Source organism: Paenibacillus nasutitermitis (assembly GCF_014641075.1).
In the GTDB taxonomy this organism is placed as follows: Bacteria; Bacillota; Bacilli; order Paenibacillales; family Paenibacillaceae; genus Paenibacillus_Z; species Paenibacillus_Z nasutitermitis.
This window is the reverse complement of sequence record NZ_BMHP01000005.1, coordinates 61,772-80,804: the sequence shown is the minus strand read 5'-3', so window position 1 is coordinate 80,804 and position 19,033 is coordinate 61,772. Positions and strand designations below refer to the sequence as shown.

Annotated in this window: 14 protein-coding genes; 9 read left to right on the top strand and 5 right to left on the bottom strand. The window is 50.1% G+C overall.

Annotation, left to right across the window (positions count from 1 at the left end; genetic code table 11):
* Positions 1-2: 2 nt before the first annotated feature.
* Positions 3-881 (bottom strand): TRM11 family SAM-dependent methyltransferase, encoded by an 879-nt coding sequence (locus IEY46_RS27850; protein WP_188997602.1) that lies wholly within the window; start codon positions 879-881, stop codon positions 3-5.
* A gap of 108 nt (positions 882-989) precedes the next feature.
* Entirely contained in the window at positions 990-2,030 is a 1,041-nt protein-coding gene (locus IEY46_RS27845; protein ID WP_188997346.1) for a GTPase, read from the bottom strand.
* 314 nt (positions 2,031-2,344) lie between these two features.
* Between IEY46_RS27845 and IEY46_RS27835 the strand changes: the two genes are divergently transcribed.
* Entirely contained in the window at positions 2,345-2,749 is a 405-nt protein-coding gene (locus tag IEY46_RS27835; protein ID WP_188997622.1) for a hypothetical protein, read from the top strand.
* 179 nt (positions 2,750-2,928) lie between these two features.
* On the opposite strand, the gene IEY46_RS27825 is transcribed toward IEY46_RS27835, so the two are convergent.
* Positions 2,929-4,659: a sensor histidine kinase gene (locus IEY46_RS27825; RefSeq protein ID WP_188997343.1), complete on the bottom strand. Its 1,731-nt coding sequence runs from the start codon at positions 4,657-4,659 to the stop codon at positions 2,929-2,931.
* Positions 4,656-6,248: a response regulator transcription factor gene (locus IEY46_RS27820; RefSeq protein ID WP_188997342.1), complete on the bottom strand. Its 1,593-nt coding sequence runs from the start codon at positions 6,246-6,248 to the stop codon at positions 4,656-4,658. The genes IEY46_RS27825 and IEY46_RS27820 overlap by 4 nt, the downstream gene beginning before the upstream one ends.
* A 209-nt stretch (positions 6,249-6,457) precedes the next feature.
* Here IEY46_RS27820 and IEY46_RS27815 point away from each other — a divergent pair, with 209 nt between their 5' ends.
* From IEY46_RS27815 to IEY46_RS27785, 7 genes are all read left to right on the top strand, one after another.
* A complete protein-coding gene (locus IEY46_RS27815) occupies positions 6,458-7,414 on the top strand; it encodes an ABC transporter permease (RefSeq protein ID WP_188997341.1) in 957 nt (318 codons plus the stop codon).
* A gap of 25 nt (positions 7,415-7,439) precedes the next feature.
* The gene (locus IEY46_RS27810; protein WP_188997340.1) at positions 7,440-8,324 is read left to right on the top strand and encodes a carbohydrate ABC transporter permease; all 885 of its coding nucleotides are present in this window, start codon (positions 7,440-7,442) and stop codon (positions 8,322-8,324) included.
* 51 nt (positions 8,325-8,375) lie between these two features.
* The gene (locus IEY46_RS27805; protein ID WP_188997339.1) at positions 8,376-9,983 is read left to right on the top strand and encodes a type 2 periplasmic-binding domain-containing protein; all 1,608 of its coding nucleotides are present in this window, start codon (positions 8,376-8,378) and stop codon (positions 9,981-9,983) included.
* A gap of 112 nt (positions 9,984-10,095) precedes the next feature.
* The gene (locus IEY46_RS27800; protein ID WP_229750594.1) at positions 10,096-11,406 is read left to right on the top strand and encodes an alpha-L-fucosidase; all 1,311 of its coding nucleotides are present in this window, start codon (positions 10,096-10,098) and stop codon (positions 11,404-11,406) included.
* A gap of 14 nt (positions 11,407-11,420) precedes the next feature.
* Positions 11,421-13,664 (top strand): alpha-L-fucosidase, encoded by a 2,244-nt coding sequence (locus tag IEY46_RS27795; RefSeq protein ID WP_188997335.1) that lies wholly within the window; start codon positions 11,421-11,423, stop codon positions 13,662-13,664.
* 204 nt (positions 13,665-13,868) lie between these two features.
* Positions 13,869-14,756 (top strand): diacylglycerol/lipid kinase family protein, encoded by an 888-nt coding sequence (locus IEY46_RS27790; RefSeq protein WP_188997600.1) that lies wholly within the window; start codon positions 13,869-13,871, stop codon positions 14,754-14,756.
* An 89-nt stretch (positions 14,757-14,845) separates the two neighbouring features.
* Complete coding sequence (locus IEY46_RS27785) at positions 14,846-15,124, top strand: hypothetical protein (RefSeq protein ID WP_188997333.1); 279 nt, start codon at positions 14,846-14,848, stop codon at positions 15,122-15,124.
* A 252-nt stretch (positions 15,125-15,376) separates the two neighbouring features.
* On the opposite strand, the gene IEY46_RS27780 is transcribed toward IEY46_RS27785, so the two are convergent.
* Entirely contained in the window at positions 15,377-16,327 is a 951-nt protein-coding gene (locus IEY46_RS27780) for a DUF4261 domain-containing protein (protein WP_229750593.1), read from the bottom strand.
* Positions 16,328-16,678: 351 nt separating this feature from the next.
* On the opposite strand from IEY46_RS27780, the gene IEY46_RS27775 reads away from it, so the two are divergent.
* Positions 16,679-18,907: a glycosyl hydrolase gene (locus IEY46_RS27775; RefSeq protein WP_188997331.1), complete on the top strand. Its 2,229-nt coding sequence runs from the start codon at positions 16,679-16,681 to the stop codon at positions 18,905-18,907.
* The last annotated feature ends 126 nt before the right edge of the window (positions 18,908-19,033 follow it).

Below are 19,033 nucleotides of genomic sequence, written 5' to 3'. Positions count from 1 at the left end.
GCTTATTCACAGAGAAGCAGATGTCTGGAGAATAAGCCTTTTTTCGCGATACAGCGGTCTACAATGGTAAAGCCGGCGTTTTCAATCATTTCGTCGACAGCCTCAATGGAAACCACGACCACTCTGGCGGCAATCCGTCTTGCGTGCACCAGGAGAGAGAATTGCTCCTCCGGCGTGATTTTCGAATAGAGATTATAGGGCAAATCAATGATGGCTGCATCATAAGTCTCGGTAATATCGGCAATATCGCCCCGAGTAACGACGCCCTCCAGCTTGAAGTAGGCGATGTTCTCCCGTGCTCCACGGGCAATAAAATGATTGATATCCCGGCCGACCATATCGATTCCCATAGACAAGGCCTCTACCAGAACCGTGCCGATTCCGCAGCAGGGGTCGATCGCCCGGATTCCTTCCGGGCGGGGAACGGCAATATTGACGGCCGCCCGGGCTACCCGGGTGCTCAGCGCAATGGAATAGCTGCGCGGCTTCTTCATATGGTGCAGCCAGACGGCTGTGTTTTTGTGGTAAGGCCCAAAATACCAGCGTCCGCCCAAGGCGACAATGCCAAATAAAAGATCCGGGTGGCTGATATCCGCTTCCCCTTCGATATGCATGCCGATCTCCCGCTCAATCATGCGGCGCTCGGCATATTCCACCTTATCCGCCGGTGCAAGGTCGTTTGTTTTGACAAATATGGCTTTGAACGTCGCCCCGGCCAGATCAAGCTGCTCCACCTGCTCATAAATATCGGCCAGCTTGTCCCCGTGGTACAGGACATCAATACGTTCTTTGATAAAGGGGCTGCGGCTGACGTCGATCCGAATGTCCGTCTTGAAAAGGCTGGCCGGCGCCTCGGCGCCAAATAAAGCGCGAAGCTCCATCTGACACAAGGAAAGCTCATCCTCGCGGCAGGCATAGGTATAGATAGATTCCGATACCGTGTTAAACGTTGTATTCAATCTGTTTTCATCCTCTGCGTATATAAATATTCATGACAAGGGTTCGTCGTTTTGCTCAATTTCCGCTTTTTTGCGGTAGCGCGCATAAATCTCTTTGATGTTCTTGGCTGTAATATCCACATTGTGCTCATAAGCGTATTTCATGGCATAACCAAGCGCCAGCGTCATGGCTCCGGCCACGCTTGCTCCGGCGATGGAACCGGCTCCGGGAAACAGCTTGAGTACCTGGCGGAAAATGCTTTTGCCGATATTGCCGACGATGGTCGTCAGTACGATCTCTTTGGCGGTTTCCTTGGACAGCGGCTTGTTGTACAGGGTCGCGAGCTTGGTCAGCAGCCCGATCTGGATGGCGGTAATGGGGATGATATCCGAGCCGGGAACCGGCAGCGCGCCTGCTGCACCGGCGGAAGTGGCGGCGCCGATAATCCAGGTATGGGCGGTCGCGGATTTTTCCTTAATGCTTTTGGCGAAAAGAATATCCTTGCTCTTTTTTTTTAGAATATCCAGGATCCGGTTCCGCAGAACATCGATATTTTGGCCAGTCCGGGAGGAAATCGGTACAACTTCGTATTTCTCGCCGGTTTCCTTGCGTACGCGCCTGACAAGCCGGTCGATTTCGTCGGCGGCATCGATTTTATTGAGTACGATCAGTATATTTTTGTTGATCTTCTCGATCTGAAGGAAGGATTCCTTCTCGGAATCGGAGAAGACGGTGCCGGCGGCATTCAAGAAAAATAAAACGACGTCCGCGCTTTTGAAATACTTCAGCGTTTCTTCGGAATTCTGGTGATTGATATCATTCAAGCCAGGCGTATCGACAAAATAAATCTTGTCCGTATAAGCGTGGGGCCTGATTTGGGTCGTTTCCCCGGGCTCCGCGCCCACTGCTGCAACTTCTTCGCCGATCAGCTTATTGATGGTGGAGGATTTGCCGGCATTGACATCACCGATCAGGGCAAACAGAATCTCCTGCTCCAGCTGCTGGTTGATAATCGCAATTTCCTTCTCGTAGGCTTCCGCCGCCGCCTTTCTGATCTCCTCTTCCCATTGGCTGCTGCTTATGTTATCCATTAGGGGCCGCCCCTTTCATCTCATCCTATAGAGTAAGTATAACCTATTTTACACGGTAAGCGGACCCGGCCAAACAATAGCCGCATCCGCAGCACGACAGAGCCGCCTATGCAGCTTTTACCCGGAGGCATGGCACTGAGTCTGAGTGGGTTATCGGTGCAAAAGGGGACGGCACGGCCCATGGGAAATGCTGAGGCGTTCATTGCTTCTGCAGTTCGATGCCGAATCCAAACGCATGTATATGAATACGTATTCGCCTTATAAAGACGATTATAATTTCTTCAATGAGAGTGTCGATCAGGTGACCCTCCCGCTTGACACAAAAAAAGAAGAGCTCTCTCCTTACCGACCGGTTCGTCATCAGCACAGCATGGGAGAATAAGCTGCTCGGCGAAGTGAAGGACATTACCTCAGGACCGGCTTCCATTCCGTTGGCTTCCGATGCGGTTGACCAGGACTCAATCGGTTGGTTCGTGAAGATGAACGATTCGGAAGGGAACGAGATTGTATCGGATCTTTGGGCATTCCTTAAGCCTGCGCGATTAGACCTGGCTACCCTTGACCAGAATCGAATCGTTCTTGATTTTGACAGCCGCTCGACAGTACGGTGGCACCCGATCCGGCAGCATTCTCTGCACGTGCCAAAGGCAAGCGGACTGATGTCCTGTCGGCAGCTATTGAAGGTGACAAGGTCATCCTGCTTCTCCGCCAGGAAGTGAAAGGCACAAAAAACATAACGGTCAGCTATACGCCTGGATCGCTGCCGATGCAGGATGCAGCCGGCTTCAAAGTCGAGCCATTCACGAACGTGCCAGTAACTGACCTGCTCCCTTAAACGATCCCGCCGCTCTTCATAGGAGAGCGGCGGATTCATTTCAGATTGTCGGAAGGCGCCTTACTAAACATGCAGCATCTGCTTCGGGATCGTCACGCACATGCAGGCGCCCAGGAGCAAGTTTTTCTCGATCGATAACCCAAAATCCGCACCGAAAATCAGCTTGATGCGCTCATCTACATGTTTAAGTCCATACCCCGCTGTCGGAGTGGAGAGCAAATGTTCCAAGAGCTGCGGCTGGATACCGGGGCCGTTGTCACGGATTCTTAGTTCAATGTTGTCAGCATGGAGCCGCGCCGAAATTTCCAGCAAGCCTTTGCCTTCCGTCTTGCGTTTGATGCCATGCTTGATCGCATTCTCAACGAGGGGCTGAAGGATGAGATTAATCATGCCGTAAGCATAGACTTCGTCATCAATGTTATAGACCACGTCAAACTTGGGCTCGCTCATTGTTAGGATAATGTCCAAATAAGATTGCACGTTCACGACCTCATCCTTGACCGAGATGATGTTATCCCCCCGATTTAATGCGGTGCGGTAAAATTTGGACAGGCTCGTCACCATGTGGCTGAGCTCGTGATCCTCGCTTTTGAGCGCCTTCCAATTAATAAAGGATAAGGTATTGTACAGGAAGTGAGGCGTGATTTGCGACTTTAAGGCTTTAAGCTCCGCTTCCTTTTGGATGATTTTGTTTTTGTATCCTTCGTTGACAAGCTCGTTAATCCGGTGCATCATATGGCCGAAACGAATGGTAAGCTCGCCGATCTCGTCCTTGGAGGTGCTCTGCACACGAAGCTCGAGCTCTCCGGATTCCGCACGCTTCATCCAATTGTTAAGCTTATAGATGCGTCTAATCATCGATTTGGCGAATACGGAGATGATCACAATGAGAATGAGAATACAAATTCCGGCTATAATCAGGGTTGCTTTGACGATACTACCCGAGTTCTCCACGATTTCCCGGTAAGGCACAAGGCAATACAGTGTCCAATCCGTATTGGGGATTTTCTGCTGGATCATCAGCATCTCCATACCCTTGATGTTCATTTCACCCTCTTGGCCGCTGCGTATTTCCCCTAACATCTCTACAGTTTCCGTATCCATAATTTGATTGGAGTAGATCGAGTTCCCCAGTCGGTCCACCAGAAATACCCAATGCTCCCGCAAGGAGTCCGGCAGGTCTGCGAATAAACTGCGGTTGTTGACGCGGATATACAGGATATTCTCGTCGCTTACCGTTAAGGATGAACTGTTGGAGGAGAAAAGCTTGGGGAATTGTCCGGCAATGAACAGCTGATTATTCTCGTGATACCATTTGATTCCCTTCACTTGCTTCACGTCCGTATACCAAGCTTCGTCCGTTATTCTTTCCATTTTATTAATGTACTCGCCGTATTCGGGAAGCTGGCTCTTTGTATAGATCGTCAACTGCTTCGTATCTTTATTCAGATTCAGCAGCATATTCATATAAGGGTTAAGGAATTGATTGAAATCCAGATACAGATTATACAGGTCCAGATATTGGTTGGAGAGAATGCGCTGAATGACATTGTTGTATAGAATCAAGCTGGACATCGTTACGTAGTGATCCATATTCGATTGAATGCTCTCCGAGATCACGTCCACATTCCGTTGGAAGCTCTTCAATGCCTGCTCTTTCAAAAAGGTTTTCGATTGATAATAGGAGTAGGTTCCCAGAATGAGAATGGGGATAATGCTAATAATCAAATAAGACAGAACAAGCTTCTGCCGAAAGCGCAACTGATCCAGGAAATAACGGGTCCACTTTATCATGGGAGGTTTCCTTCTCTGATTTGGGTGGGGGTCTGGCCATAATAGTTTTTGAATAAGGTGCAGAAATAAGGGAAGTTCGAATAACCCACATCGCTGCTGATATCAATAATTTTACGATTTGTTTCCTGCAGGAGCTGTTTGGCTTTTGCCAGCCGGTGGATGGTCAAATATTTAATCATGCTGATTCCGGTATGCTTGGCAAACAAATGGCTCAGATAACTTGGCGTCAAATAAACCCGCTCGGCAATGAGTTCCACGGATAAATCCGATTGATATTCCCGCTCCATGATCCGAATCACATCCAACACGACTTTATGGATGGATTCTGAAGGATGCGAAGCAGATGCAGGTTCCATCTGAGCTCCGTATTCCTCGAATATCGTAATCATGACTTCGCGCAGGTCCTTTAATACCGCTGTTTTATAGATCGTTTCCAAGCTGTTCTTAAAAAAGTCCAAGTCCTTTGTTTTGGTTGATTTAAGGATCGAACGAACAATTTCCGAGCAAATGTACTTCACATAAATAACAGAGAATCGGTTGCTGTTCTTCAAATGATCAAACAGTCCTTCGAACCGCCTGCGGACGACCCCGAACTCCTTGCGCCCAATAAAACTGGTAATATCCTCAATGGCTTGATCGATATACTGCGAGGTGCTGTGTTCTTCAACTTGCGTCGTATAGGTGAAGCGAATATTTCCTTCCTCGAAGAAAAATTTACTTTCCAAAATGGCTTCTATCTTCCGGTATTCGCTGCGCATGCTCTCGACATCCTTGAACATATCGCTGAAGATGACGCTAATGTCTTGTTGGTATTGCGCCTTAAACCACTGCATAATATGCTTGCCCAATCGATTGAACAGCTCCAGGGCTTCTCCCTCATGTACCTCGAGCAGGACAAGGCTCTGGTATTCATTTAAGTTAATGATCGAGCTTGGGTATTGAATCTGGTCGGCCAGGCTTTTTTCGAAATGGGGAACCGTGGAATCGAAAAACCGGGTTCTTAGATCCAGCATCATCATGCGGTAATACCATTTTCCGGAAATGTTGGTGTTCGGAAGCAGTTGATTCAATTGAAGCAAAGAATGAGGGGGAGCGATTTCCATCCGGGATTCGGCATCGCTGTTCAATAAATGGGCCAGTATTCTGTGCTTCTCCCACTGGATGTTTTTATCATAAATTTCCTGGATCTGTGACTGCTGTTCCAGGTCCTTCTTTTCCTCTTTGCAAATTTGAATAGCTTTGGTAAGAACCTCAAGGAAATCCGTCACATCTACTGGCTTCAAAATATATTGGATCGCTTGAAGATTGATCGCTTTCTGTGCGTATTCAAACTCGCCAAAGGCGCTTAGAAAGATAATTTTTACGGCCGGCTGCAGAATTCTAACTTGTTCGGCCAGCTGCAATCCGTCCATTTCCCGCATGCGGATATCCGTCAGCAGAATGTCGACCGCATGTTCTTTCATATATTCAAGCGCATTCTCTCCGCTCTCTGCCTCCGCAACTTCCAGCTCCAGGCCATATTTGGCAATGAGAAACTTAACGCCATCCCGCTCGAAGCCTTCGTCATCCACAATGAGTATGCTGTACATGGCTAATCCCGCCCTTCTTTGGAGCTCTGCCTACTTTGGATGTGTTTGTTCAATTATCATGCGTATTCCGAAGTCCAGTCAACATCCTAAAGGGAACATCGCAGTAAAGTGAAACATTTCAAAGATATGAGAAGAATACAGCGCATACATCGCTATGCTACGATTTATCCATGAACAAGAGCATCCGTCATAAAGAGAGGAGGGGGCGCATGCCCGACACAAGCTCAGCAAGGGATTACCGTCAGGCCTATTCTAAACCAAGTGAGCGATATAAACGATTCATAAAATATCGAATGCTGCTTCTGATGCTGCTGCCTGGATTTATCTTTTTAATTATTTTCAATTATATCCCGATGTATGGGCTGGTCCTGGCCTTTAAAGAATTCAAAATAACGGGGGGGATCGCGGAGAGCCCTTGGGTAGGGCTGAAATATTTCAACAAAGCTTTCGACGATGCCCATTTCTATCTTGTGGTCAAGAATACGCTGATTATCAGCTTCTACAAGCTCGTATTCGGCTTTCCGGTGCCGATCCTGTTCGCCGTTCTGCTTAACGAGCTTTCAAGCCGCAGATTTAAGAAATGGGTGCAGACGATTTCCTATCTGCCTCATTTTATCTCATGGGTCGTATTATCCGGTATTTTCATCACCATCTTCTCGTTGGAAGGCCCGATCAATACGATGCTTCAAGCATTGGGCCGCCTTCCGATTATTTTCATGGCGGATGAGCAATATTTTCGGTCGATTCTGGTTGTGACCTCCATTTACCAAAGCTTTGGCTGGGGCTCGATTATTTTTCTTGCAGCCATCGCAGGAATTGATCCACAGCTGCATGAAGCGGCTATTATGGATGGAGCAGGCCGGTTTAAGCGAATGATCCATATCACGCTGCCGATGCTTGTACCCGTAATATCCATCATGATGATTTTGGCCATGGGGAGCATTCTCGATGCCGGCTTCGATCAAATTTTCAATATGTACAACTCACAAGTACTCAATGTGTCCGATATTATCGATACGTATGTGTACCGAATCGGATTGATTAACGCCAACTACAGCTATTCCACGGCGGTCGGCATGTTCAAGTCCGTTGTTGCGCTCATTCTTGTGCTCAGTGTGAATCGGATCGTCAAGATGATCGGCGGGAACGAGCACACGTTATGGTGAAGCCGGAGAGCAAGGAGGTTCAACTATGGTATACCGCAAAAGACTTTCGGAAAAAATCGGCGATGCCTTTCTCTACGGAGGCATGTCCATCTTGATGATCGTCACCCTTTATCCGTTCTGGAGCCAGATTGTGCTTTCATTGCAGGAGGGGGCTTCTGCTTATTCGACCGGATTTATGATTTTTCCTCATAAGATATCCTTCGAAGCGTATCGTCTGGCCTTTCATTATTCGCCGCTCTGGACGGGTTATCTGAATACGATTATACGAACCGTACTGGGCGTAGTCCTGATTCTCGTATTTACGGCGCTGACCGCATATCCCTTATCAAAAAAAGATCTGCCGTTTAACCGGGCATTTACAGGCTTCCTGTTATTCACCATGCTGTTCAGCGGCGGACTTATTCCGAACTATTTATTGATCAAAAACCTGGGGCTGCTCAATTCGGTTTGGTCTCTCGTGCTGCCAGGGATGATCAGTGCATTTAATGTGCTGATTATGCGTAATTTTTTCAGGGCGATCCCGGAAAGCCTGGAGGAGTCGGCTCGCGTGGATGGAGCCGGGTATATCCGTATTTTTGCCAGCGTCGTCCTTCCGCTTTCCTTGCCTGTGCTTGCGACCGTTGCGTTATGGGTGGGGGTCGGGCATTGGAATGCATGGTTCGACAGCTTGATCTACATTGCAGACAGCAAGAAACAAGTGCTTCAAGTCGTGTTAAGAAAGATTGTGATAGAAAACGATACCTCCAACATGACGGCGATGATCCAGAAGATGGGCAGCCAGAGCAAGTATACAGGCAGACAGCTGCAATCGACGGTCATCATCATTTCCATTATTCCCATGTTGGTTATTTATCCCTTTGTGCAAAAGTATTTCGTCAAAGGTGTTATGGTAGGGGCTATTAAAGGCTAAAGCCTTAGCCTCTAAATAGATCATATAAAAAAAAGGGAGCGGTATACAAAAATGGTTAAACGGATGAAAGTGGTCTCTTCTTTATTAAGCATAATCCTGTTAGGTTCAATCGTCACGGCATGCGGGGATTCGAATAACAAGTCGGCATCGGAAGAAAAGCCGGAAACGCCGGCAAAGGCTGCAGAGGAAAAAATGAAGCTGATGGTGTGGAATTTCGATGCAGACAAAACCAACGTTGACGGTTTTGCGATGAATGCCATACGGGAGAAGCTGGGAGTGGACCTGGCCTTCTACAATTCAACCAATGATCCTGCGGCCATTAGAGAGAAGCTGCTGCTGCAAATCGCTTCGGGAGATATTCCTGACTGGTGGAAGGAAGTCCCTTTTGCGGATGCCGATAAGTTTGCGGATCAAGGAGCTGCTGCAGAAATCCCTTTGGATCTGTTAGAGAAGAACGCCCCGAATTACATGAAATGGATGGAAAAGAACCTCGGTCCTGATCCAATGCGCTATGTCCGACGTCCGGACGGCAAAATCTATAGCTTGCCTGTTCTCTGGACCCTCGCTTCCTCCTCCGAGGTTCTCGGTTACCGCAAGGATTGGCTGTCGAAGGTAGGCATTGCAAAAACACCGGAAACGATTGACGAGATGGGAGAAGCTCTGACGAAATTCCGTAATGACGATCCCGATGGCAACGGCAAGAAGGATACGTATGGCATGACCGCTACGTCCGCCACGATAGCCGCTATCTTCTCGCCTGTATTCGGCGCCTACGGAGTGTATCCGGGAGCAACCGTTGATATCGACGGCAAGGCGGTACGGGGGGAAGTAGAGCCGGGTGCGAAGGAAGCTCTGGCAACGCTCAACAAATGGTTTGAAAGCGGGCTGATCGATCCGGAATTCTTCGTTAATAAAGATACCAATCTCGATGATAAAGTCATTTCCAGCAAAGTGGGAGCCGTATCCAGATCGTGGTGGGAATTCATTCAGCCTGAAGCTTTCTTCAGCGGCAAATATTATGTGAAGCTGCGCGAAAGCGTACCGGCTGCAGAATGGGCATTGAGCAGCGGACCAAAAGGGCCAGACGGAAGCTTCGGCATTACGGAAGGAAATCCGATGCTGGGCACAGGGATTCAATTCGGCATACAGCTCGAGAAGGATCAGGAGAAAATGGCCAAATATTTGCAAATGTTTGACGCCACCTCTTTTGACCTGGACCTTTTCACGAAAATAAAATACGGCGAAGAGGGCGTAACGTACGAGAAGAATAGCGAAGGAAGCTATGTCTATCTGCCGCCATATGACAAGGAAGAGGAGCAAGCGAAATTCGGAATCGGACCCTATTATCATGCACCGGCGAGCTTTAACGACTATGACTTCCAGGCGCCTTTCATGACCCGCAAGGACTTGATGCCCGTGAAGGAAAAGGCAGCAGGCAAAGGCATTGGCAAATACGACTTTATGATGCCGTTGGAAAAGCCGGTGTATACGGAATTCAAGGATGCGCTTGATCAAATGACGATCAAAAATTTCATCGATTTCATCACAGGCAAGCGGCCGATCAGCGAATTCGATGCTTTCGTCACGGAATGGAAGAAGGCGGGCGGAGAGCAGGTATTGGCAGAGGCCCAAGCCAAACTCGATGAATTGAGCAAATAATCAGGGACTTGAAGAGGAAGAAGCTGAAGCGAAGATCGTGATTAAGGAAGGAATTCCTCCGGTTTTCGCTTCAGTGATTTTTTTAACCATTCATAAGGAGTTGATTGTCTCCATGATGCTTGACGGCAATGGACATTCTTTCGATTATCGAGTAGAGATTACAGGCCTGCTGCAGAAGAAAAGCCAGCTGAAAGCTGTGATCCGTTTTCTTGACCGCACACCTGATGGAACCAAGGAAATCTCCTATAGATGGTTCAATTCGGATAAGAAGGAGGGAACTTACAGCCAGGTTATAGGGGCTTATCAGGACAGGCTGCCGCTTGCCGCATCCTCCGTGGGCCGTTATTACAAATGCGAGGTTACGGTTGGATCTTCACAGGATGGTGGGCAGCAAACGGTGATCAGCGAAGCTGCAGGACCTATCGGCGATGTGGCGGGAAATCCGAATACGGACTGGCTTCTAAAGGCGAAATACGGCATTTCTCATCATTTGCTGGCTGAATTCATGAATCGTGTGGCCGCGGAGCCCGGCGACAAATGGCAGCCGGGGGAAGCCTGGGACGATGTCATCAACGGATTTGATGTGAATGGCTATGTCCAGCAGGTTGTGGAAACGGGAGCCGGTTTTGTGATTTTGACGCTCGGACAGAACAGCGGGTATCTGTTGTCGCCCAACGAGACCTATGACCGCATTGCAGGCGTTAAACCGGGCGAGCGGGCCTCGACAAGAGATTTGCCGATGGAGATTGCCGATGCTTTGGCGCCGCATGGCATTAAGCTAATCTTGTATTCTCCTGCGAACCCGCCCAGCAAGGCGCACAAAGACGATGAAGACTTTGCGATTAACAAAGCCTTTGATTATCCGGTAGAAATCGCGCCGTCCCAGGAAACGCAAGCGAAATGGCAAGCGGTGATTCAGGAATGGTCGGACCGGTATGGAGACAAGGTGGCTGGCTGGTGGTTTGACGGCATGTGGTTTCAGGACGCCTACAATGATTTGACCCGGAAATACAATTGGTACAGCTTAGTGAATGCAGCCAAATCAGGCAATGTATCGCGAATCATTGCTTTTAACTCGGGTATTGGCAGTTCTATTCTTGTAAACTCTCCCTTTGAAGATTATATTGCGGGAGAAACCAATGAGATCGGACCGCTTCCCCATCATGTACGATGGGCGGACGAAGCGAACGGCGTACAATGGTTCCATTGGACGTTCCTTGGCGAGTTCGTAAAGGATTTAGCCGGATGGGGAAATACCGGATTATCGTGGTCAACCCCGGACATCCTTCAATGGGTGACAGAAACGGTTTCCCGTCAAGGCGTTATCGCGTTGGACATTCATGTGAATCGATTCGGCCGGATGGACCCGCAGCAAATGGAACAATTGAAAGCGCTTAAGGAGAATCTGCACCAGCTAAACTAAGGAGGATTGCGACGATGGCCTTTCTAAAGAGAAATGAAATCTACCGTTCACTTCTAGTTGCAGTGATACTGATGGGACTTATCCTTCCAGGTCAACAGGTGTTTGCACAAACGAACAATTCTAATACGGATTGGTTCATGCAGGGTAAATATGGGCTCTTCGTTCAATGGCTCTATGGCGGTGATGATATGACGGGTGACTGGAACACGCTGGTCAACAATTTTAATGTACAGCGTTTCGCTTCCCAAGTGAACGAGACGGGGGCCAAATATGTGGTCTTTACTTTGGGTCAGAACTCCGGCTATTTCGCCTCGCCCAATGCGACCTTCGATACGCTGACCGGAAGAAGCGGATCGACCAGCCGAATGTCGGTGCGGGATCTGCCCATGGATTTATATGAGGCGTTAAATCCGTACGGCATCAAGCTGATGCTCTATTTCCCCGCGCGTATGCCTTCCGAAGATACCGATATCGCCGAGGCCCTCGGGGAACCGGAAATCGTTGAACCGACGCAGGAGAATAATATTTACAAACATCTGGCCACGCAGGAATTTCAGGCCAAATGGGAGAGCATTATTCAGGAATGGTCGGACCGGTATGGCTCCAAGGTTGCGGGCTGGTGGTTCGATGGAACGTACAATAATGGAACGCCGGACATTTCTCAGGCCTATACCAACTACTCGCTACCTCATAATTTCTCAACGTTCGCAGCCGCCGCGAAGCATGGCAATCCCAATGCCATTGTTTCCTTCGATCCCGGTCTTGGTGTCGATCTGCCGATGACGACACATGCCGATTATATTGCGGGTGAACAGAATCTTCTAACCATTCTCCCGTCTGACGCCAATCCCGCCCCGTATACAAGATGGATCGGCGGCATTCAGTGGAGCGAGACTGCTTATCAAGGCAATGATTGGAACAGCTTTGGACTGAAATATACGACTCCCTACATTAGCAATTACTTCTCCGCGGTTGCCAATCAGAACGGCGTCCTGTCTTTCGGACCCCATGTCAATAAAACCGGGGAAATTAATTCGCCTCATCTCGCGCAATTTATTTCAATCAAGAACAGCTTGTTTGGAAAAGGGCCGGGTACCAGTGTGGCAGATGATTCCGATGCGGCATTCAGTTACACCGGAACTTGGGGAACCAGCATTCCTTCCAATACCGGCTATTACAATAATACCGGCCACTTCACCAAGACGCCGGGAAGCTATGCCGAGTTTACGTTCAATGGCACCAATGTGGTATGGTCGGGTGTGAAAGGGCCGGATCATGGGACAGCGGATGTGTACATTGATAATGTCCTGGACCAGTCCGTCAATCTGTATGCGGCCAATCGATTCGTCAACACGGAGATTTACTCCAAAACAGGCCTGTCGCCTGGCAGCCATACGATCAAAATTGTAAACCGCAGCGACAAGGACCCCTTGTCAACCGATTATTATGTCGAAGTCGACCGCATGAACGTCACGACCGGAGCACCGACGGTCAAGGATGATGCCGCGGGCGGCATTACCTATTCGGGGACATGGCCGGCGAGTATTCCAACCGGAACGGGCTATTACGGAGATACGGGCCACTTCTCGTCGACAACCGGAAATTATGCGGAATATACCTTCACCGGGAAAAGCATAGAGTGGTATGGCGTGCTGGGCCCGGACCACGGGAAGGCAGACGTCTATATTGATAACACACTCGATCAGACGATCGATTTGTACAACGCCGCACGTTATATCGACACCCTGCTCTATGCGAAAAGAAATCTGTCCAGCGGCCCGCATACAATCAAGATCGTTGTCCGCAGCGATAGGAATGCTTCCGCTGTTGGCAACTATGTCGAAGTCGACCGGTTCAACACCTCGGAGGGCACGCCTGTCGTGACGAAGGACGATGCTAACAACGGCTGGACGTATTCCGGCACGTGGAGGACGAGTGTATCAGGAATCGACTATTACAAGAACACGGGCCATTATACAACCGTTGAAGACGACTATGCCGAAACGACCTTTACGGGTACGAGCGTGGAATGGGTCGGCAAGCTTGATGCAGACCATGGGAAAGCGGATGTGTTCATTGACGGTGTGTGGGATCAAACGGTCGATCTTTATAGCCCGAACGGCCACACGGGTGTAACGGTATACCGCAAACAAGGTCTTTCCAGCGGGAACCACACGATTAAGATCGTTGCCAGAGGCGATAAGAATATAAAATCAACGAATTATTATGTTGAGGTTGATGCTTTGATCTATCAGTAATGAACGAAATTTTACAATATGAAAATTCCCTTAAATCACCGTCCCCCGCGACGGTGATTTTTGCATGATGCGCCGCACAGGGCGATCGGCCAAAACAACAGCCGCATCCGTAGCACGGCAGAGCCGCTATCCCCGCTTTATCTGCTTCTCTGTCTGGTTTATAATGGGGATAATTCATCCACAGGCTGGTAAAGGAGAATGAGCATGCCAAGAGCCGTCATTATTCTTAACCCGGCTGCGGGGAAGTCCGCGATGGTGGATCAAATGGACAGGATTACGGACAAGCTCAGGCTGCGTTACGATGAGGTTGTGGTTTACCAAACGGAAGCCGCCGGCGACGGCGCAGCATATATCCAGCGGCATGCCGCGGAGTTTGATTTGATTATCGGCTTCGGAGGGGACGGCACGATCCATGAGCTGATCAATGCGCTGTGCCCGCTTGCAGAACGGCCCTTGTTTGCGATTTTGCCAGGAGGCACATGCAATGATTTCTCCAGAGCGATCGGGATGAATCAGGACCCGTTGCTTGCGGTTGAGCAGATTCTGGTAGGCCGTGTGAAGCATGTCGATGTAGGCAGATCCGGCAGCCGCTATTTTCTGAATTTCTGGGGGATCGGCCTGATTACGCTGGTCTCGAATAATATCGATTCGGATCAGAAGGAGAGGCTCGGCAAGCTCTCTTATTATATTTCCGCCGCACAGTCCATAACAGGCTTTGAGCCTTTTTCCCTGAAAATCACAAGCGCGGACTTCGACTATGACAACACGGCCTGTCTGCTGGTCATCAGCAACGGCGCTTATACAGGCGGAATGCGGACTTTCTTCCCGGAGACGGATCTGGAGGATGGGCTGTTCGATGTCCTGATTATTAAGGAGACCTCCATGGAGCTCGCCTGGAAAGCCATACAGCTCAAGCTGACCGGCGAAATGCCGGAGGGCGGTGCGGTCTGCTATTTCAAGACCAATAAGCTTTCCATAGAAGCGTCGCCCGGGCAGGAAATCGACTGTGACGGGGAGATTGGGGACAGAACCCCCGACGAGCTGGAGAATGTAAGACAGCATCTGGCCGTACTGGTGGGGGATCTTCCGTAAAGCAGCGGCAGGATAGAGAGGCTTGGGAAATAAAAGCTCCTTGTGATACAATGACAGCACGAACCAACCAGCCAAGGAGATGACCTATGATGAGTGAGAATGTGAATGAGCAGGAGCTTGTGCAATACATAGCAGGAGAGACCAAAGCGGATGCGGCGGCCATTAAGCTTGTGCTGAAGCATGAGCAGACGTTTATAAACAACAGCAAGGAAAATGCCAAAGGGGAAGTCGAAGTGGACAGCGACGAGCTGGTGGATTATGTGCTGAGCCGGCCCGATATTAAGCTGGACGAGCTGACCGTGGAATCGATTCTGGAGGCGGAGATGGATTTCCTGATGGAGAAAGGAGTCGCAGGCTACGAGGATTAGGGCTGCGATAGAACCTGGGCACATATGTCGCCTCCACAACGTCAACGTCAATGTCAAGACGTTTAAGGCATCATTCAGCCTCTCAGGTTCTGACCCGAAAGTAAAGTATAGGACACTTACGGCCATGTCGGGACACGTGAGTTGAACTTTATTCCAGCTGTGAATACGAAAACCGGACCCTTGTCGTAAAGGATCCGGTTTTTTCACACCAATATATCACCAGAGCCGAAATAGGGCTCCAGATATCGGTCATCAACCCATCCCGTCACGATGCTGCGTGCCCGCATAATAAGGCTCGCCCGGGTCAATATCCAGCACAACGCGCCGGGGAGCGGCAATCGAATACTGGTGCTGGCAGCGCCAGCGCTGGTCCTCCGTCATTCCGATCGTTTCCCCATCCTTGACCAAATCGCCTTTATCAAAAATATAATAGGCCAAATCGAGCAGGCTTGACGCCATCTCGCCTGGTTCCAGATCAAAAAAATGGCACTGTACATCCGGCAGTCCCAGCGCGGCAAGACCGGAGGAATCCATTAGCATTTCCCGACTTCCTGAGTCAGAGCCTTTCACCTGGTAGAGCCGGATATTGAGCGCTCCAAATAACTGCTGACCTTCTGTAAGCGCCTGGAGATAATGCTGCGGATGAACGAATTTATCGCTCATCTTCCAATAAATCGCCTCGCAGGGGGCCGCTTCCAGCAAAGCCTTAAGAGCATTCTGGAACAACTCCAGGCGTTCCTTGTATTCCAGGCCGGAGGCGCAGAAGTCGGTAAACAGCAGAGAATGGCGGCATTCACGGACGGTCTGCCTGGCTTCCTTCCAATTCCATGATTGTTGAATGGCGCTCTCGTATTCCTGCATATCCGACATTCCCTGCGTGCTGAACACACAGGTTTGGGCAGGCAGAGGACCTTCTTCATAGGAAATCATATGATTCAAATGAAAAAACATCAGCGTCAGCTGATTCTCCGCGTCGGCTTCATTTGCCTCCCAAACGGCCAGATCAGCCCCTCCATCGGCAGCCTCCTCCTTCTCGGGAAGCTGAACCTCTCCCGTATTGGCCTGCATGCAGGCAAGCAGCTTGTCCCGGTCAATGACAGGCTTCTCCTTATACAGCAGTTCCACCATGTACACCCGGGCAAAACCGGATTCCTCCTGACCTTCCTCCTTCGCCGTTTCCAGTCCATCTTCAAATTCTTTCAAGTGTATATGCGCCTCCTTCTGTACAGTACTGTTCTTTTATACCCCATTTCAAAAGGGATGAAGAACCATTTTGCGATACGATTCAGCCATAACCGCATAGATGGAGCCTGAAGCGCTGTGCTATTTTTACGTTAATGCATGCATTTTTCTAGCGGGGGGACATTCGATGCGTATTGCGACCGGCAGCAGGCGACAACACCGCATTCATTGATGCGGTAGCCGGGCAATAAAACGAACAGGGAGAGGGTTATTCTGAGCACAAGAAACAGGCTGCTTGCAATTGCGGCAGCCGCAATACTGATCGGATTAGGCCTATTTCTGGCAATCGACAAAAGAGGAGAAAAGAAGCCTATGGCAGAGGGTGTTACTGAGGAACACCATGAGCAGCCGGCGGCGGAAGCGGAGAATAGGGAGCCAACGAAGACGGAAGAGAAGGTGCTGCCGGTCATCCAGCCGTTCGACGAAGCGGAGTTCCGGGATCCTGATGTCCGCTACCGGCCGCTGCGGATGATCCATGACAATCTGCATACAGGCAAAATCAAGCAGCTGAAGGATATGGGTTATGGGGGCATGGTCACCAACGTGGCGTATCAGGGATATCTGAAAACCGAAGAATATTGGGAAATTCTGAAGCAGAATATCCAGTATGCCGTCGATCAGCTGGGCCTGCGCGTATGGATTTACGATGAGCGGGGTTATCCCAGCGGAACGGCCGGAGGGCTTGTGCTGAAGGAGCGCCCTGATCTGGAGGCGCAGGGCCTCGCAGTGATCGCCAAAGCCGCATCCGGTGGAAAGAAACTTGAAATTGCGCATCCGAAGGGCCATGGCAGCGTCATATCCGTCAAAGCCTTCAAGGGCAGCGAAAACAGCTATGATCCCGGTTCTGCAGTCGATCTGATGCCGTTTACGGATGAAGCGGGCAATCTGTTGTGGGACGTGCCGGAAGGAAGCTGGATCGTCTATTATTTTGTACAGAAGCCTTTCTATGAAGGCACCCATGCCGTGAACAACTGGTATGAGCAGCGGCGGTATATCAATCTGCTGGAGAAGGAAGCGGCCGAGACCTTCATCAATGTCACGCACAAGCAGTATTATGAGCGTCTGAAGGAATATTTCGGCAAAGGCATCGAAGCTTTCTTCACCGACGAGCCTTCGCTGATGGGCACGTATATCGGTCCTTCGCCGCGTCAGCCGGCGGTGCTGGATGCACCCGACCCGGACGTGCCGCTGCTGCCAACGCTCGGCTGGGGCAATCAGCTGGCCGAGGAATTCAAGCAGCGCAGAGGGTATGACCTTATCCCTTCGCTTCCCTATCTAAAGGCTGGAGACAGCAAGGAAGCCCAGGCGGTCCGGATGGACTATTACCAGACCTTGTCGGAGCTGGTCGAGGAGCATTATTTTCAACCGCTGGAGAATTTCTGCAGCGAGAGCGGCGTTGCCTGCTCCGGGCATCTGCTGCTGGAGGAGGACCTGTTCTACCAAGCCATATTTGAGGGGAACCTGTTCGCGTTCTACAAGCATATGCAGATGCCCGGCATCGATTTGCTGACCGCTTTTCCCGAGACGGCGAAGAAATGGGCGGTGACGACGGCCAAGATGGCCAGCTCGGCAGCCCATTATTATCGCAAGGAACATGTGATGAGTGAAATCTCCAATGCCTTCGACACGGAGGAGACCAGCTTTGACGGAAGACTGGGTGCAATAGCGGTTCAGTTCGCGTTTGGTGTCGACCATTTCAATTCCTATTATGAGGACGACAAGATGAGCCAGGAAGAGAACCGGCTGTTTACCGATTATATCGGCCGTATCGCTTATATGCTGGACGGGGGGAAGCAGGCTTCAAAGATTGCTGTTTATTACCCTATTGAGGGCGTATGGGCAAAGACGCTCCCTGCCATGTCTATGGATCCCAAAGATTTCGCGCCGGAAGCGGTGGCCATCAGCAATAATTTCAGGGATGTGGCGATGAATCTGGTGGAGAATCAGCTGGACTTCGATTATTTGGATACCGGCGCACTGCTGGAGAGCGGAATCAAGGGGGGAAAGCTGGTGACCGATGCAGGCTGGGCGTTCGATACGGTTGTCATTCCCCGGACGAGCGTTCTGGAGGCGGGTCTGCTTAAGAAGCTGGAGCAGCTTGCCGATGCAGGCGTTCACATCGTGATGCAGGGCGAGTCGCCGGCTTTTATACGCAGAGATAAGAAAATGGAGCCTGCCCCGGAGCTCCTTCAGACGCTTCTGAGGAGCCCCGCGGTCATACAGGTCAAGGAACCCAAAGGGATTGCCGGGCAATTGAAGCCCCTGCTGGAAGCCGATCTGGTGCTGGACCAAGTGCATCCGGAAATCATCTATCTGAAGAAACAGAAGGAAGAGGGCATCACGTATCTGATCGTGAATACGGCGGATTCCCCGTCTTCACTGAAGGCGCAGTTCAATGTGAGCGCGGCGAAGGCGAGGCTATGGGATCCGCTGACAGGCAAAGCTGCGGATTTACCTGTCAAGGCGAAGGACGGGAGGACGGAGGCGCAGCTGAGTCTTAAAGGACGTCAGTCTGTGCTGGTGACTTTCGAGCAGACCTGATTAATATCTTCCAATCAAAAAGAGCGATCCCGGCATGATGACCAGGATCGCTCTTTTTTCTTCCAGACCCGCCGGGAAAATGCGAACAGTTATGTGGATAACTCTGTGGATAACGTCTTGATAACG

Excerpts from the sequence above, each read along its gene's own strand:
- IEY46_RS27850 (WP_188997602.1), bottom strand. The coding sequence starts at position 881 with ATGGAGCTTCGCGCTTTATTTGGCGCCGAGGCGCCGGCCAGCCTTTTC.
- IEY46_RS27845 (WP_188997346.1), bottom strand. The coding sequence starts at position 2,030 with ATGGATAACATAAGCAGCAGCCAATGGGAAGAGGAGATCAGAAAGGCG.
- IEY46_RS27825 (WP_188997343.1), bottom strand. The coding sequence starts at position 4,659 with ATGATAAAGTGGACCCGTTATTTCCTGGATCAGTTGCGCTTTCGGCAG.
- IEY46_RS27820 (WP_188997342.1), bottom strand. The coding sequence starts at position 6,248 with ATGTACAGCATACTCATTGTGGATGACGAAGGCTTCGAGCGGGATGGC.
- IEY46_RS27815 (WP_188997341.1), top strand. The coding sequence starts at position 6,458 with ATGCCCGACACAAGCTCAGCAAGGGATTACCGTCAGGCCTATTCTAAA.
- IEY46_RS27810 (WP_188997340.1), top strand. The coding sequence starts at position 7,440 with ATGGTATACCGCAAAAGACTTTCGGAAAAAATCGGCGATGCCTTTCTC.
- IEY46_RS27805 (WP_188997339.1), top strand. The coding sequence starts at position 8,376 with ATGGTTAAACGGATGAAAGTGGTCTCTTCTTTATTAAGCATAATCCTG.
- IEY46_RS27800 (WP_229750594.1), top strand. The coding sequence starts at position 10,096 with ATGATGCTTGACGGCAATGGACATTCTTTCGATTATCGAGTAGAGATT.
- IEY46_RS27795 (WP_188997335.1), top strand. The coding sequence starts at position 11,421 with ATGGCCTTTCTAAAGAGAAATGAAATCTACCGTTCACTTCTAGTTGCA.
- IEY46_RS27790 (WP_188997600.1), top strand. The coding sequence starts at position 13,869 with ATGCCAAGAGCCGTCATTATTCTTAACCCGGCTGCGGGGAAGTCCGCG.
- IEY46_RS27785 (WP_188997333.1), top strand. The coding sequence starts at position 14,846 with ATGAGTGAGAATGTGAATGAGCAGGAGCTTGTGCAATACATAGCAGGA.
- IEY46_RS27775 (WP_188997331.1), top strand. The coding sequence starts at position 16,679 with ATGGCAGAGGGTGTTACTGAGGAACACCATGAGCAGCCGGCGGCGGAA.